The organism is Apilactobacillus zhangqiuensis (assembly GCF_019656215.1).
GTDB lineage: Bacteria > Bacillota > Bacilli > Lactobacillales > Lactobacillaceae > Apilactobacillus > Apilactobacillus zhangqiuensis.
In genome coordinates this window covers 64,364-80,040 of the sequence record NZ_BPLK01000003.1, presented here as the reverse complement: position 1 = coordinate 80,040, position 15,677 = coordinate 64,364, and the positions used below count along the sequence as shown (strand labels likewise).

The following is a 15,677-nucleotide window of genomic DNA, read 5'->3' as shown; positions in this document are numbered from 1 at the left end:
TACTTCGCATAATATATATTATGTAAAGTAGATAATTTTAAGTAAATCGAGAAGTGTTCTCTGCATTTCCCCACCAATAATATATTTAGTTATAACAAAAAAAGCATCCAATCTAGGATGCTCGTAGCATGTTTAGTATTTATTTTTTAATACGCGGATATAATTCCTAATGAATAAAATTGCTATAACTATAATCATTACTGCAGCTGTTGTTATAACCCATAAATATAATGCTTTCGCGATTAATGATAATAACCAAGCTATTGCCGATGCCACTAAAAATCCATATAAATTCTTTAGTGACTCAATCGTCTTTAATGCAGAAAACACTTCTTAACCCCCTTTATAAAATAAAAAGCATCCGCAACGGATGCTTTTTATTATTGATCTAATTCATTGATAATATCTTGTTCAAACTTACGTGGATTCTTTAATGGTGAGTATCGTTTTACAAATTCACCATTTTTATTAATTAAAAATTTTGTGTAATTAAATTTAATACGACCCTTACCAGAAGCTGACTTCAAGTATGTAAATAATGGTAATTCATCTTTACCATTTACCTTTGCTTGTTTAGCCATTGGGAATGTAACCCCATAATGTAATTGACAGTATTCGCTGGTTTTTTCATCATTCTTTAATTCCATATGGAATTGATTAGATGGAACACCAACTAAGACAAATCCTTGATCTTTGTACTTATCATATAAGTATTGTAAATCTTTTAATTGTCCAGCAATACCACACTTGCTAGCTGTATTAACTATTAAGATAACCTTACCCTTTAAATCACTGAAATTAATTGTTTGACCATTCATTTCAGTTAACTGGTAATCATAGATACTACTCATAATTACACTCCAAATCTAAATTATTGCCAACGAGATTTTATCAACTTTTGCATAATTGGATTACCTAATACAATTACTAATAATACCATTTGAATTGGTGTTACTATAACTTGTTTAACCAATCTAGTAATTAAAAAGGCTTTGAAACTGTATCCAGCTGTCAATGTAGACATTGATAACCATAAAGTATTCAAGAAAGTATTTACTAATAAAGTAATGATTAATTGAGCTAAAATAACTTTCCATGGGCTGAACTTTTCATTTTTGTATAAGAATACACCAAAAATGAAAGCTGATAGAACAGCTGATACAGTAAATCCAGGCAAATACATTTGACCGCTAAGGATAGTAACGACTACGTCATATACCCCACCTACGATCCCTGCAATAATTGGTCCATACATTGAAGCCAATACAGCAGTAGCTAAAAATGAGAAAGTAAATACAACGATTGGTGTATGTATACCGACTCTTCCTAACACATAAGTCATTGCCATTAAAATGGCAATTGTAGCGGCGTCCCTAACGCTAATACGTGGAACCCTGAATATAGTTGAAACATTCATCAAAAGACATCTCCTATTGGAGCTGCCACTCATATAATTATAAAAAGTTGATATTATAAAAAAGTTGTGGCGAATGCGGTAGTTACATCGCAACCTAAGTTTTCGTCAGATGTTCACATTCCGTTCCATCTGCACTTTACGCATAACTACCTACTCCCAAATTTTTTGTTACAACTTTATACTATCATTTTTATGATTACAAAACAATTATATCCAGAGCTTAATTATTTGAATTGCCTCATTTGTTCAACTAAGTGAACTTGATTTACAACAAATTCGTGGGTGCGACAAACATAGTCATTTTCCCTCCCTAGTTTAGCAATATATCCGTTGATGTAATCAACTTCTGTTTCCCTACCTTTTGAGAAGTCTTGATACATTGATGGATAATGGAATTTTAGTTGATGACAGTTATCGATAACTGTTTGAACTTGTTCATCTCTGTTTTGATCCATATAGATTCCAGCTCTTTCACAAGCATCAAATGATTCATTAAATAATTGTCTGGCCATTTCAGGAGCTTTTGGATATTGAATAAATTGACCCATTTGAACTTCAAACATTGTACAAAGGGTATTAACAACAGCGTTAAATACAACTTTTGTCATACACATGTTAATCCAATTATTAGCCATGATTGGTCCTAATTTCGCGTCTTTCAAGTCATTATATAGAGCCTTAACTGTTTCGTCAGGTTCTTTATCATTGTATGGTGCTAAATGCATTGATTCACCGTTTACAGGTCCCATGAAGTCAACATCACCAGGTCCATTCAAAACAGTTGCAATCATTGCGGTACCACAAACAATTTTATCTTTTTCGAAGTACTTTTCAATTTTCTCAAAATGCCCCATACCATTCATTGCTGCAAAGGCATATTGATCGTCATGGAAGATTCCAGCGGCACTATCTCTTTTTAGTTCTTCTTCCAATTGCATTTGTTTCTTGAAGAAAATCCAAACATCAGGATGTTCTTTATAATCTTCAGGATAATAGATATTAATCGGCACTAAATGTTTATTCTCGTGGTCACGTGAAACGTAAACCCCACCTTGCTCTTTTACCTTTTCAACATTAGGTTCCCAGGTTTCGATGAAGTCTACTTCCACTCCAGCATTTTCTTGCAACAAAACACCATACCTGTATCCCATTGCTCCAGCTCCTATAATTCCGTATTTCATAAACAACACCTCATATCTTTATAAGTTGTTATGAGTATAAAACTAAAAATTAGAAAAAGCAATGTATTTTCTAATTGTTTTTTAATAATAAAAAAGAACTAGAAAAAACTAGTCCTTTTTGTCTGTATCAATCATCCAAGCTAAAGCAAGAGATTTGTTACCTAGATGAGTTCCAATAACTGGTCCAAAGTAACTTTCTTCAATGCTCATATCTGGATATAATTGTTGAATATTTTCTTTCCATTCATGTCCTGCTTCTGAATCATTACCATTAATAACAATTGCTTTTAATGGATAATCAACCTTAGATGCAGCTTCTTTAAAAATTTCTTCAGTACGTTTAAGTGCCTTTTTGCGTGATCTAACCTTTTCAAAAGCAACGATTTCATTAGTCTTTTTATCAAAAGTTAGTAATGGCTTTATCTTAAGTAAGCTTCCAAGAAATGCTGAAGCATTTGATAATCTTCCACCTCTAACAAGGTTTTGTAAATCGTCAACAACGAATACTTCATCAATTGTTTCTCTAACGCGATCTAAATGTTCAATAATTTCGTCAACGTTAGCCCCCAATTGCACCTTCTTTGCAGCTTCAATTGCTAAGTTACCCATTAATTTCACGGTAATCTTTGAATTGTAAGGAATCACCTTAATGTTTTCAATTGTTGGTGCAAGTGCTGACAATGAATTGTAAAAACCTGAAATAGTGCTTGCTAAATGAATACTGATTACAGTGTCGTAACCTTCATCTGCTAATGAATCATACATGTTAATCAATTCACCCATTGGTGGTTGTGATGTACTTGGGAATGATTGTGAGTTTTTTAGTTTTTCATAGAATTCATCTGTTGAGATGTTGCTGCCTTCTTCATAGCTTTTACCATCAATCATTACAGGCATATGAACAATATGAATTCCATATTTTTCTTGTTCTTCTTTTGATAAATAAGAAGTACTATCTGTTACGATTGCAATTTTCATTATCTTTCATCCTTTTTACATAATGCATACGATTATTTATAAATAAAATTATAACATTAAAACACATTTATATCATGAGAACTCTGTTATTTTTGCTAATTTGCTTGTATATCAGTTATACTAGAATATAATACTTTGTACGAAAGAGAGATGAGATAATGTCATTTGATGGATCATTTACTCATGCAATGACTGGTGAATTGAATCAATTAGTTTCAGGTGGTCGAGTATCCAAAATTAATCAACCATACGATAACGAAATTGTTTTAACAGTTCGTTCAAATCATGAAAACTATCCGATTTTAATTTCAGCCAACCCTAACTATGCGCGTGTGCAAGTTTCAAGAATCCCATACGTTAATCCGCACACTCCTACTACTTTCACGATGACATTAAGAAAACATCTTAGTGGATCAGTTTTAAAGAAAGTATCACAAATCGATAACGACCGTGTGATGATTTTTCATTTCACAACTAGAAACGAAATTGGTGATTTAAAGGAAATGCGTTTGGTCGTAGAAATTATGGCTAGACACAGTAATATCATCTTAGTAGATACACAAGATGATATGAGAATTATCGATGCAATTAAAAGAATTGGTGCAGATAAGAATAGATATAGAACTATCTTACCTGGTGATACTTACATCACCCCACCAAACCAGGATATGGTAAATCCATTCGATGAGGGGATCAACTATCAAGAGATTGAAGATTTAATCAAGAAGTTTCCAAACCAAGAAGTGCTATCTTCTGAACTACGCAAGAGAATTCAAGGATTGGGCAAAGATACCTCCTTATATCTTGCTCAAGCATTACATCAAGATGGAACCACTAGGGACAAGTTTAATAACTTCTTTAATCACTTTACCGAACCTGTTCCTACTATGATCGAACATGGTAAGAGTAATAGCTTTAACGTCTATCCATTTGAAGATAATAACGTTCAATACGATACATTGGGCGAATTACTGGATAACTTTTATGAAACAAAAGCTAGATTGGATCGTGTTCGCGAACAAGGTGGCCAATTAATAAAAGTTGCTAAAAGTGAACTAAAAAAGAATAAAAACAAAAAGAAAAAACTAGAAAAGACTTTAGAGAACACTAAGTATGCAGATGAATATCGTATTAAGGGTGAAATCCTAACCACGTACTTATACAAAATTCAAAAAGGAATGACTAAGATTGCCCTTCCTAATTTCTATGACAATGGAAATGAAATTGATATTACTATTTCCAATCAATTAACTCCTTCTGAGAATGCACAAAAGTACTTCAAACGCTATCAAAAGGAAAAGAATGCCGTTTCGTTTGTAACTGAACAACTAAAGAAAACAAATGATGAAATTGATTACTTTGAAAACATTCTTTCACAGATTGAAATCGCTAATCCATCTGATTTAGATGACATCAAAGTTGAACTAAAAAATGAAGGCTATTTAAAGCACCACAATAACCGTAATACCAAGAATAAAAACAAGAATACTAAAATTAGCAAACCAGAAGAGTTTGTAACTGACAAAGGTGTTCATATTCTTGTAGGTAAAAACAACCTTCAAAATGATAAGTTAACAATGAAAGATGCCGATAAAAGAGATACATGGTTGCATACACAAAAAATTCATGGTTCTCATGTTATCATTAAGGACTTTAATCCAGATGACGAAACAATTGAAACTGCTGCGATGCTTACTGCTTACTTCTCTAAGGCAAGGGATTCAGCAACTGTTCCAGTTGACTATGTTCAAGTTAAAAAAATTAGAAAGCCCAACGGATCTAAACCTGGTTTCGTTATTTACGAAGGTCAAAAGACCATCTTTGTGACCCCAAGTAAAGAATTCGTTGATCAATTAAGAGAAAACAAATAAAGGGATGCATCCAAGATGCACCCCTTTATTTTATGTTTTTATACAAGTAAAAAATCAATTCAATTATTATCAAAATAACAGAGACATATCTAATCATGATTTCTTTCATACTATGAACTTTATATCTAAACATGCCCTTCTTACGAATGATTTTATGATTTCCTAATGGGTATAACCATCTTATTCCCTCAATTGAAAAAGAGTCTAATAACTCATGCAAAAAGTATCCCAATACCAACGTGAAATAAAAGTATCCCATTATTTTATATCCATTGACACTTATTCCGTTAAGGATTGGGCTATTTGCGCTATAGCGTGCTAAAATAAATAAGAAAGCTGGTACCCAAATGCTGTGAGACCATGTCCTATGGCCCCATAAAGTCAGCATCGTTGTTTCTACCCCGGTTTTCCTATTAACTCTAGTTTGTCTTTGATCAATATCAGGAAGTTGGCTACCAATCCATACTCCAATTGCCTCTGCTACAATAATTGGTAATGGTTGATTTGTAGAAATGGCATATCCCATCATAATTGCTTCTGCTGAAGCAATATGCGTTTTTCTTAGCGCCAAAAGTAACATTCCTTACGTATTTAACATTAGACAACTATTTTATCATACATAGATTTATTAGGAGGAAAATTCATTGAAATATACTAAACTAATGGCCACTTTAACAATTGGACTTTCATTAGTCTTGAGTGGCTGTGCGAATAATAGTAACGATAATAATTCTGCCAAAAGCAGTAAATCATCTGATGTTACTACAAACTTACCAAATACAGATACAAGTGATTTAGCGTCACTTAATTACCAAAATAATACATCTGCAATTATGACGGTAAATAATGATGCTTCAAACCTAAAAGCATCTGATTGGAAATATAATCATGTTGAATATACAAACCTTGATTCATTAAATAGAACTTCCGAAGGAAATACAGCATATTTAGAAAAACGTAATATTGCAAATGATAGTTTAAGAACAAGACAAGTGGTTCAACCAACCGGATGGCACCAGAAATTTATTAACAATGACGCCATCATTAATCGTGGCCATGAAATTGCGTACAGTTTATCCAAAGGAATCAGCGTTAATGGTAAATACGAACCATCAGTACAATCTGGTGATCAAAATAACTTAAAGAACTTATTTACCCAAACTGCATTCAGCAATCAAAAACTACAAACAATTTACGAATCACAAGTAAGAGAAGCTCTTAGAAAAGACAAGAAGGTTATCTTCCAAGTTACCCCTATCTTTAGAGGAAATGAATTAATGGCTCGTGGTGTTCACATGCAAGCTATTTCAACAGACGGAAAGCTAAACTTTAATGTCTACATTTTCAATGTTCAACCTGGCGTAGAGTTCGATTATTCCACCGGTAGATCCAAGATAAATAATGATATCAAAGTTCCAACTCCGGAAAATGCACCAACTTTTAATAACAATCGTCACAGTAATTATAAAAAGCACCACTATGTACGTGATGCTGTTGCTGCTGGAGTTGTTCATCACGCAGTTAAGAAACATTACGAAAGAAAATATCGAAAAGAATACAAAAAGACATATCAAGATAGACAATATCATTCTAAACGTCATTATTTCAGACATAGATACTAAAAAAAGGTTCCTAGCATTAGCTAGGAACCTTTTTAGTTTGTTTAATTACTTAGCCCACTTTGTATCCTTAAATTGTTGACGGCCACCTAATTCTTCAATTTGAGCTCTTAATGGGTTCTTCTTGTAGAAATCTTGATGGTAATCTTCAGCTGGATAGAATGGTTTGGCATCTTCAATTGATGTAACGATTGGTTCATCAAACATGCCACTTTCAGCTAATTGCTTCTTTGATTCTTCAGCAATTTTTCTTTGTTCTTCACTGTTAACGAAGATAACAGGACGATAGCTGTCACCTCTGTCTTGGAATTGACCAGAAGCATCAGTTGGGTCGGTTTGTCTCCAGTAAATTTCGACTAAGTCCTTGTATGAAATTACTTCAGGATCAAATGTAATTTCAACAGCTTCAGTATGACCGGTAGTGTGGCTACATACTTGTTCGTATGTTGGATTTGCAACGTGTCCTCCTGTGTAACCGGAAATAACACTTTCAATTCCTGGTTGTTGATCAAATGGTTCTACCATACACCAGAAACAACCTCCTGCGAAAATAGCTGTATCTTTACTCATAAAAACAAATCTCCCTTCCTATTTAAATTCTGCAGCGTATTGGCCGTAGCCTTCTTCTTCTAACTTATCAACTGGGATAAATCTTAATGATGCTGAGTTAATGCAATATCTTAATCCACCCTTGTCTTTAGGACCATCTGGGAAGACGTGACCTAAATGTGAGTTAGCTTCGCTACTTCTTACTTCGTTTCTAACCATACCATGTGATGTATCTAAATTACTCTTAATGCTACTTTGTTCAATTGGCTTTGTAAATGCAGGCCAACCACATCCAGAGTTGTATTTATCTTTTGAAGTGAATAAAGGTTCACCTGATACGATATCAACATATAAACCATCTTCAAAGAAATTATCATATTCATTGGAGAATGGCATTTCTGTACCGGCATTTTGAGTAACTTCGTATTGTTCGTCAGTTAATCTACTTCTTAATTCTTCTTCACTGTATTTTTTCATAATAGTAACAGCTCCTTTTGCTTGATGTGATATATCTGGCGGAGATATATCGTACACGATATAACTATAATGATAACGATTATAAAAAATAATGCAAATTATTAGCACAGAAAAATATATTAATTAATCCTTCCAATATGCATTACCAGCAAGCGCCATTAAAATGTAATAGATGTACTTACCAACGTTTGCAAAGTTGAATTGACTAATTGCCTTTGCTAACTGAATAAAGTCGTATAGTAGCCAGAATTTCCATTGTGTAGATATCTTCATTGCATTCATGATATTTGCAATCAATGAAATTCCGAAAACAAAACTGGTTAATATATATAAAACGGCATCTGATGAATTTAAACTACCATATCCAATGTAATTAATACCAAAGCTAAATGCTAATGATAGTAGTGACAATAATACAAATACCAATAGTCCCTTTCTGGTATTCATGAAATCGGACTTCTTAAACTTATCGGAATTAGTCCACGTTCTAATTGCCCAAATTTGGATAATGAAACTAATTGGATAAGTTAGGATTGCACCATGATTTCCCAATAAGTAATCAATTGCACATCCTAAGATAATTTCTGGAACACCAATCCAATTACCCAGATTACTAAAACGACCCACTAGTCTAGTAGACATAATTGACATGCAGGCATCAAAAGCACTAATTAATCCAAATGGAATAAAAATTGCCCAATGACCCCAGTGAGTCACATCGTTTAATGTTTCGAATAAATAACCGGAAAGAAACGCAGATAAGAAAATAATTGCGATTCCTAATAAATCCATTGTCTTTGAAGTAGCTAAATTTCTAAATACCTTTACCATTTTGAAGATCTCCTATTGTTTTTATTTGAGACAGCCGTATTCCGGAAGCAACGCTGTCAGATTTTTATATTTTATATAAAGAAAGAACACACCCATTAGGATGTGTCCTTTAAATACGTCCTAGTATTAGACTAAAACATCAGTTAATTGAGGAACAACTTGTTTCTTTCTTGATACCACACCAGGAAGTGCAATTGTATCTTCTGAAACTTTTTGGTTAAATGCTTTTTCTACAGCATCCTTTGGTTCACCATAAATGATGGCTTCAGAATTACTGTCTAATACGTTAGTAGCAATTACTAAGAATAAGTCGTAGCCTTCAGCCTTAGCTTCTTCTTCCATTGCCTTTAATAAGTCTTCTTTACGTTTTAAAACGTCGTTTAAATCAACAGTGTTGATTTGGTCGATACGTACAGCCTTACCACCCATAGTGAATGACTTAGCGTCACCGTCGATTAAATCTTTGTCAGATCTAGCATCAACGTTAGTACCAGCTTTTAGCATCTTGATACCGTATTCTTCAGCATCAACCTTAGCAATCTTAGCTAATTCTGCAACAGCATTTTTATCAACATCAGTAGTTGTTGGTGATTTTAGTAATAAAGTATCTGAAATGATTGCTGAAAGCATTAGACCAGCTAATTTTTCAGGAATTTCAACGTTCTTTTCATTGAACATTTCAAATAATACAGTACTTACACAACCAACTGGTTCAGCACGGTAGAACACAGGCTTTTCAGTGTTGAAATCTGCAATTCTGTGGTGATCAACTACGTGAGTAACTGTTAATTTATCAATATCTGAAACACTTTGTTGAGGTTCATTATGATCGACTAGCATAACTGAGTCTACTTCTGATGAAGCTTCAGTAATTACACGAGGTGCTTCTTGACCGAAGTAATCTAAAACAAATTTAGTTTCTTCGTTTGGAGTACCTAGGGCAACGGCTTCAACGTCGTATCCTAGTTTATTTTGTAAATATGCATATTCGATAGCTGCACAAATTGCATCAGTATCTGGACTTTGATGTCCGAAAACTAATTCTTTAGCCATAATAAAACTTCCTTCGTATTTTTAGTAGTTGTCCTTTAATCTTGATAGATAATCTTCTTCATCTAAGAAGGCATCGAATTCGTCTAAGAATGAACCAACACGAGGAATCATCTTCTTGTTAGATCTGTAAACGAATGCTAAATCAAAATTGATATTTGGATTTAAGCGGGCAACCCATGTATTATTATCTTCCAATGTTTTGGTATCTTTGTCAATCATAAATGAGCTTGGAAGAGCAGTATTTAATCCTGTATTAACAGCAAAACGTAAAATTTGGTCTGGAGTTGAGAAGCAAGCACCACTCTTAGGATTGTCTAGAAGTTGATCCTTGTATTCAGTCTTTAGGATTGAATCTAAGAAGTAGTCTTCTGGGTAAGTAACCCATGGACGATCCAATGTGTCCTTAAACTTAATCTTATCCTTACCAGCTAATTTTTCGTTGTGGTGAATGTACATTAAGTCATCGCTCATAATCTTTTGAGCTTCATATGGCTTCCAGTTCTTAATTGATGAATCTGGTAAGTACATAATTGCTAAATCAATACGGTTGTTTTCCAAACTTTCCCAGATTTCCTTACGAGTTAACATTCTTAGGTTAACTTTTAGTTCAGGATTCTTTTGGTAAAGTTGGGAAATGAATTTTTCAAAAACCTTAACTTGGATTGATGATAGAACACCAATGTTAATGTCACCAGTTGATGCGCTGTTTGATTGTTCAATTTCATCAGCAGTTTGGTTTAGAATCTCATAAATGTCCTTAGTTGACTTAAGCATAATGTTACCGGCAGATGATAACTTTAGCTTTTTACCAATTGAGTAAAATAACGGTGCGCCAACTGTCTTTTCTAGTTTTTTAATTTGTTGGGTTAAAGCAGGTTGCGTAATTCCCAAAATTTGCGCAGCCTGAGTGTAGTTCATAGTTTCTGCTAATTGCAAAAAGTATGAAAGTGTTTTAGATGAGAAAATGTTTTCTTGTTTAGTCTTTTTCATGCTTATACCCCTATACATTTATTACATATTATTATCTATTAATAGTTCATTAAAATATAATAACCTATTCATCATAAAATAACAATATATTTTATGATAATAATAATAAATTTCTATTGAAGTATAAATTATTTGATATTTGCCACAACCTCTGGATGTAACACAGCCATACTGGTTGGCGTACCTTCAGCATCCACATCCATCACAGCTGAACCGTTTGATTGACGATCATTTACAGGATGGTCGCTTGGCATAATATCATGGACACGACGTCTATTAGTAAATACTCTAATTGGGTTAAAGCTGTCAGTTGCCTTTTCTAGTTTAACAAAATCAACCAATTCATGAGGATTCTTCTTCAATGATTTTAGAACTTGTACTCCTCTCCTTGCACGACTAGCAAGCGGTACTTCGTCTACCTTCATATTCTTGTAGAATCCACGTTGAGTAATCATCCCTACCTTATCGTCTTGTTCTACTAATTGAACATCAACAACATGTTCGTCATCCCTAATGTCCATAGAACGAACACCGGTAGATCTTGCACCAGAATATGACACTTCATCTAATTCAAAACAAGTAGCTAGTCCAACATTAGATGCAATAAAGACATTTGGATTAGCATTCGCATCTGATAGGTAATCAACATTAACTACATTCGCACTATCATCTTTTAATTTTTCAAATACAGCAGGTCTTGAACGGTAGTTTCTACCAGGAGTTAACTTATCAAACTCGGTTTGCTTAATGTATCCGTCGCTAGTAGAGATAACAAACTTACCGGTTTCCTTCAATGTCTTAAATGACATTACCTTCATAATTTCTTCGTCATCGGCTAAACCAATTGTTTGAGAAATATGTTCACCGGTTTCCTTCCAACGAGCATCTGTAATTTCGTGTACTGGACGATAAATTAGATTACCTTTATTAGTAAACATGAATAGATGTTGTAGTGTGGTCATTTGTTCTAGGAATATTGGATAATCGTCTTCCTTTAGACCATTTTCTTCAACTTCAGAAGCTTTATATGAACGAACACTACTACGCTTTAGGTATCCATCATGACTGACTAGGACAACAACGTCTTCTTCTGGAACTGTAATGGTCTTACTAATCTTAAGTTCTTCAACTTCTGCTTCAATCTTAGTAAGACGATCATTACCATAAGCTTTCTTGATGTCTTTGAACTCTTTGGTTAATACCTTATTTAGTTCATTCTTGTCATTTAAGATGGTGTTGTATTCTAGGATATCTGCACTTAACTTATCTTTTTCAGCTTGTAGTTCAACCACATCGGTATTAGTTAAACGGTATAGTTGTAACTTAACAATCGCATCTGCTTGTTTTTCAGAAAAGTCGAATTCAGAGATTAAATTATTACATGCATCTTTTCTATTATCACTTGCTCGAATAGTCTTAATAACTTGGTCAAGAATTGATAAGGCTTTGATTAGACCATCTACAATGTGTTGTCTAGCCATTGCCTTATCTAAGTCGTACTTAGTACGTTTAGCAACAATCAATCGTTGGTAATCTAAGTATGATTCTAGAATTTCTTTTAATGATAAACGTTCAGGACGCATCTTATTAATTGCTACGACGTTAAAGTGATAGTTGATTTGTAAATCAGTATTCTTAAATAGGTAATTAAGAATACCGGTAGCATCAACGTCACGTTTTAATTCGATGGCAATTGATAAACCGTTTCTATCACTTTCATCCCTTACTTCAGCAATTCCATCAATCTTCTTGTTAATTCTGATTTCATCGATTTGCTTAACTAGTTGTAGCTTATTAACTTCGTATGGTAATTCACTAACACGAATAAGTGTCTTGTTACCACGTAGTTCTTCAACGTCTGTCTTAGAACGGATAACAATCTTACCACGACCAGTTTCGTAAGCCTTCTTAATACCATCTAGTCCTTGCACAATTCCACCAGTTGGGAAATCTGGTCCCTTAATGAATTGCATTAAGTCATCCAAAGTAGCATCCGCATGCTTTTGTAGGTAAATCAAAGCATCTAATACTTCAGATAGGTTGTGAGGAGGAATTTCGGTAGCATAACCAGATGAAATCCCTGTCGCACCATTAACTAATAGATTAGGGAAACGTGATGGTAATACTGTTGGTTCATTTTCAGTGTCATCAAAATTAGGCACCCAATCAACAGTATCCTTATCAATATCTCTTAGCATTTCAGAAGCAATCTTACTTAGACGTGCTTCTGTATAACGCATAGCCGCAGCTGGATCTCCATCCATTGAACCATTGTTACCGTGCATTTCGATTAATGGTTCTCTAATCTTCCATTCTTGACTCATACGTACTAATGCTTCATAGATTGAACTATCTCCATGGGGATGGAAGTTACCCATAACATTACCAACGGACTTAGCTGACTTTCTAAATCCCTTGTCATAAGTATTTCCGTCTTTATTCATGGCGTATAGAATACGACGTTGAACTGGCTTTAATCCGTCACGAACGTCTGGTAACGCTCTTTCTTGAATGATTGACTTAGAATAACGACTAAATCTTTCACTCATGATTTGTTCAAGCGTTAGTTTTTCAATAACTGAATGATTAACCACTATAGTTCCTCCTATCTACTCGTTTTCTGTTTCTTTGGTGGTATCTAAGATACTGCCGTCTTCTTCAAGTGTGAATTTAACGTTTTCTTCAATCCATTCACGTCTTGGTTCAACCTTGTCACCCATTAATGTAGTAACACGCTTTTCAGCTAAAGCAGCATCATCGATTTGAACTTGAATTAATGTTCTATTTTCAGGATCCATAGTAGTTTCCCATAATTGATCAGCATTCATTTCACCTAGACCCTTAAATCTTTGTAGAGCTGGGTGTTGACCAAATTCTTTTAATTTTTCGGTTAATTCGTCATTAGTCCATGCATAATCAACATGATTCTTCTTACCGGCCTTTTGTTGAATCTTGTATAAAGGAGGTAGTGCAATGTAGACACGACCTTGTTCAACCATTGGACGCATGTATTTATAGAAGAATGTTAATAGTAGAATTTGAATGTGAGCACCATCATCATCGGCATCGGTCATGATAATAACCTTATCGTAGTTTGCGTCAGAAATGCTAAATTCTGGACCCACTCCGGCACCAATTGTGTAGATCATGGTACTAATTTCTTCATTTTTAAGAATATCGGCTAGCTTAGCTCTTTCGGTATTCAATACCTTACCTCTAAGTGGCAAGATTGCTTGGTGTTTTCTATCACGACCTTGCTTAGCAGAACCACCGGCAGAATCCCCTTCGACTAGGAACAATTCATTCTTTGAAACATCTTTAGATTGAGCTGGTGTTAACTTACCAGATAATAGACGTTCCTTCTTATGTTTTTTCTTACCGTTTCTACTTTCATCCCTTGCCTTACGTGCTGCTTCTCTTGCCTTACGCGCACGAAGAGACTTATGAACCAATTCATGGGCGAATTCACCGTTTTCCATTAGGTAGTAACCCAATTGTTCAGAAACGATGTTATCGACGATAGAACGCACTTCTGGGCTTCCTAACTTTTCCTTAGTTTGCCCTTCGAATTGAAGCATTTCTTCTGGCACTTTAATAGAGATGATTGCTGATAGTCCTTCACGAACATCGCTACCATCTAAGTTTTTTTCTTTATCCTTAAGTAACTTCACTCTTCTAGCAAAGTCATTAAATGATTTAGTCCATGCACTTCTAAATCCTGATTCATGAGTACCACCATCTTTGGTACGAACGTTATTAACGAATGATAATGTATTTTCTGTATAACCATCGTTGTATTGTGCTGCCACTTCTACTTCAACGCCATCCTTTGATCCGTCAAAGTACATAATGTTACCCAATGTGTGTTTGTCTTCGTTTAAGTATTGAACGAATTCCTTAATTCCATCTTTGAAATAGAACTCATCGCTTCGTTCTTGACCTTCACGTTCGTCAGTTAAAGTAATTTTAATTCCGTTTAACAAGAAGGCGGATTCTCTTAAACGTTGTTTTAGTATTTCATAATTATAAATTGTGGTAGTAAAGATTGCTGAATCTGGTTTAAATGTTACAGTTGTTCCACTGTGTTCACTTGTCTTACCAATTTTTTTCAAAGTTCCAATTGGTTGACCACCATTTTCAAAATCTTCTTCATATTTGTAGCCATCTCTGACAATTGTCACGCTTAAGTGAGTTGAAAGTGCATTAACAACACTTGATCCAACCCCGTGTAGTCCCCCTGAAGTCTTGTAGCCACCATTTTCGGTGAACTTACCACCGGCATGTAGCACTGTTAAGATAACTTCGGGAGTTGGCTTACCTGATGAATGCATTCCCACTGGCATCCCACGTCCGTGATCCACCACAGTTATACTATTATCGTTATGGATAGTGACGTCAATTTCATCACCATATCCTGCTAATGCTTCATCGACTGCATTATCTACAATTTCGTATACCAAATGATGAAGACCCTTGCTATCAGTAGAACCGATATACATACCAGGGCGCTTTCTAACTGCCTCCAGACCCTTTAGGACCTGGATGGAGTCATCATTATAATTTTCTGACTTCTTAGCCATCGTAACGCACTCCCTTTCATACAATATAATATATTACCTTATTTAAAACGCTTTTAAAAGGGAATATTGGCGCTCCCATATTGAGAAGATGTTGTCATAATGCTTAAAAATGGTAAAATTAATAGATAGTT

At 34.5% G+C, this 15,677-nt stretch carries 15 protein-coding genes and 1 riboswitch; of the genes, 3 read left to right on the top strand and 12 right to left on the bottom strand.

Features of this window, described 5'->3' with window-relative positions; genetic code table 11:
* The first annotated feature begins 169 nt into the window (after nucleotides 1-169).
* Nucleotides 170-337, top strand: a complete 168-nt coding sequence (locus K5Q07_RS03055; RefSeq protein WP_220729532.1) for a hypothetical protein — start codon at nucleotides 170-172, stop codon at nucleotides 335-337.
* Nucleotides 338-380: 43 nt separating this feature from the next.
* Here K5Q07_RS03055 and K5Q07_RS03050 read toward each other — a convergent pair whose 3' ends face one another.
* From K5Q07_RS03050 to fakB, 4 genes are all read right to left on the bottom strand, one after another.
* Nucleotides 381-851, bottom strand: coding sequence for a glutathione peroxidase (locus tag K5Q07_RS03050; RefSeq protein WP_220729530.1), 471 nt, complete (start codon nucleotides 849-851; stop codon nucleotides 381-383).
* Nucleotides 852-871: 20 nt separating this feature from the next.
* Nucleotides 872-1,417 (bottom strand): folate family ECF transporter S component, encoded by a 546-nt coding sequence (locus K5Q07_RS03045; protein ID WP_220729528.1) that lies wholly within the window; start codon nucleotides 1,415-1,417, stop codon nucleotides 872-874.
* Nucleotides 1,418-1,482: 65 nt separating this feature from the next.
* A riboswitch (THF riboswitch) is annotated at nucleotides 1,483-1,577 on the bottom strand.
* Between the two features lie 64 nt (nucleotides 1,578-1,641).
* Entirely contained in the window at nucleotides 1,642-2,598 is a 957-nt protein-coding gene (locus tag K5Q07_RS03040) for a ketopantoate reductase family protein (RefSeq protein ID WP_220729526.1), read from the bottom strand.
* A gap of 108 nt (nucleotides 2,599-2,706) precedes the next feature.
* A complete protein-coding gene (gene fakB, locus K5Q07_RS03035) occupies nucleotides 2,707-3,576 on the bottom strand; it encodes a DegV family protein (protein ID WP_220729524.1) in 870 nt (289 codons plus the stop codon).
* A 158-nt stretch (nucleotides 3,577-3,734) separates the two neighbouring features.
* Here fakB and K5Q07_RS03030 point away from each other — a divergent pair, with 158 nt between their 5' ends.
* The gene (locus K5Q07_RS03030) at nucleotides 3,735-5,447 is read left to right on the top strand and encodes an NFACT RNA binding domain-containing protein (protein WP_220729522.1); all 1,713 of its coding nucleotides are present in this window, start codon (nucleotides 3,735-3,737) and stop codon (nucleotides 5,445-5,447) included.
* A 25-nt stretch (nucleotides 5,448-5,472) separates the two neighbouring features.
* Here K5Q07_RS03030 and K5Q07_RS03025 read toward each other — a convergent pair whose 3' ends face one another.
* Nucleotides 5,473-6,018 (bottom strand): metal-dependent hydrolase, encoded by a 546-nt coding sequence (locus K5Q07_RS03025; protein WP_220729520.1) that lies wholly within the window; start codon nucleotides 6,016-6,018, stop codon nucleotides 5,473-5,475.
* Nucleotides 6,019-6,091: 73 nt separating this feature from the next.
* On the opposite strand from K5Q07_RS03025, the gene K5Q07_RS06870 reads away from it, so the two are divergent.
* The gene (locus K5Q07_RS06870) at nucleotides 6,092-7,069 is read left to right on the top strand and encodes a DNA/RNA non-specific endonuclease (RefSeq protein WP_373310027.1); all 978 of its coding nucleotides are present in this window, start codon (nucleotides 6,092-6,094) and stop codon (nucleotides 7,067-7,069) included.
* 45 nt (nucleotides 7,070-7,114) lie between these two features.
* On the opposite strand, the gene msrA is transcribed toward K5Q07_RS06870, so the two are convergent.
* The 7 genes from msrA to parE all read right to left on the bottom strand — a co-directional run bounded on the left by msrA (nucleotide 7,115) and on the right by parE (nucleotide 15,546).
* A complete protein-coding gene (msrA, locus tag K5Q07_RS03015) occupies nucleotides 7,115-7,636 on the bottom strand; it encodes a peptide-methionine (S)-S-oxide reductase MsrA (RefSeq protein ID WP_034533624.1) in 522 nt (173 codons plus the stop codon).
* Nucleotides 7,637-7,654: 18 nt separating this feature from the next.
* Nucleotides 7,655-8,092 carry a peptide-methionine (R)-S-oxide reductase MsrB gene (gene msrB / locus K5Q07_RS03010; RefSeq protein WP_220729517.1) on the bottom strand — a complete coding sequence of 146 codons (438 nt, stop codon included), beginning with the start codon at nucleotides 8,090-8,092 and terminating at the stop codon, nucleotides 7,655-7,657.
* 123 nt (nucleotides 8,093-8,215) lie between these two features.
* On the bottom strand, nucleotides 8,216-8,923 hold the full coding sequence (locus K5Q07_RS03005; RefSeq protein ID WP_220729516.1) for a nicotinamide mononucleotide transporter: 708 nt from the start codon (nucleotides 8,921-8,923) through the stop codon (nucleotides 8,216-8,218).
* Nucleotides 8,924-9,049: 126 nt separating this feature from the next.
* A complete protein-coding gene (locus K5Q07_RS03000; protein ID WP_220729515.1) occupies nucleotides 9,050-9,976 on the bottom strand; it encodes a manganese-dependent inorganic pyrophosphatase in 927 nt (308 codons plus the stop codon).
* 21 nt (nucleotides 9,977-9,997) lie between these two features.
* Complete coding sequence (locus tag K5Q07_RS02995) at nucleotides 9,998-10,966, bottom strand: LysR family transcriptional regulator (RefSeq protein ID WP_054606508.1); 969 nt, start codon at nucleotides 10,964-10,966, stop codon at nucleotides 9,998-10,000.
* 128 nt (nucleotides 10,967-11,094) lie between these two features.
* Nucleotides 11,095-13,563, bottom strand: a complete 2,469-nt coding sequence (gene parC, locus K5Q07_RS02990; protein ID WP_373310034.1) for a DNA topoisomerase IV subunit A — start codon at nucleotides 13,561-13,563, stop codon at nucleotides 11,095-11,097.
* A 12-nt stretch (nucleotides 13,564-13,575) separates the two neighbouring features.
* Complete coding sequence (parE, locus tag K5Q07_RS02985) at nucleotides 13,576-15,546, bottom strand: DNA topoisomerase IV subunit B (RefSeq protein WP_220729512.1); 1,971 nt, start codon at nucleotides 15,544-15,546, stop codon at nucleotides 13,576-13,578.
* Nucleotides 15,547-15,677 lie beyond the last annotated feature (131 nt).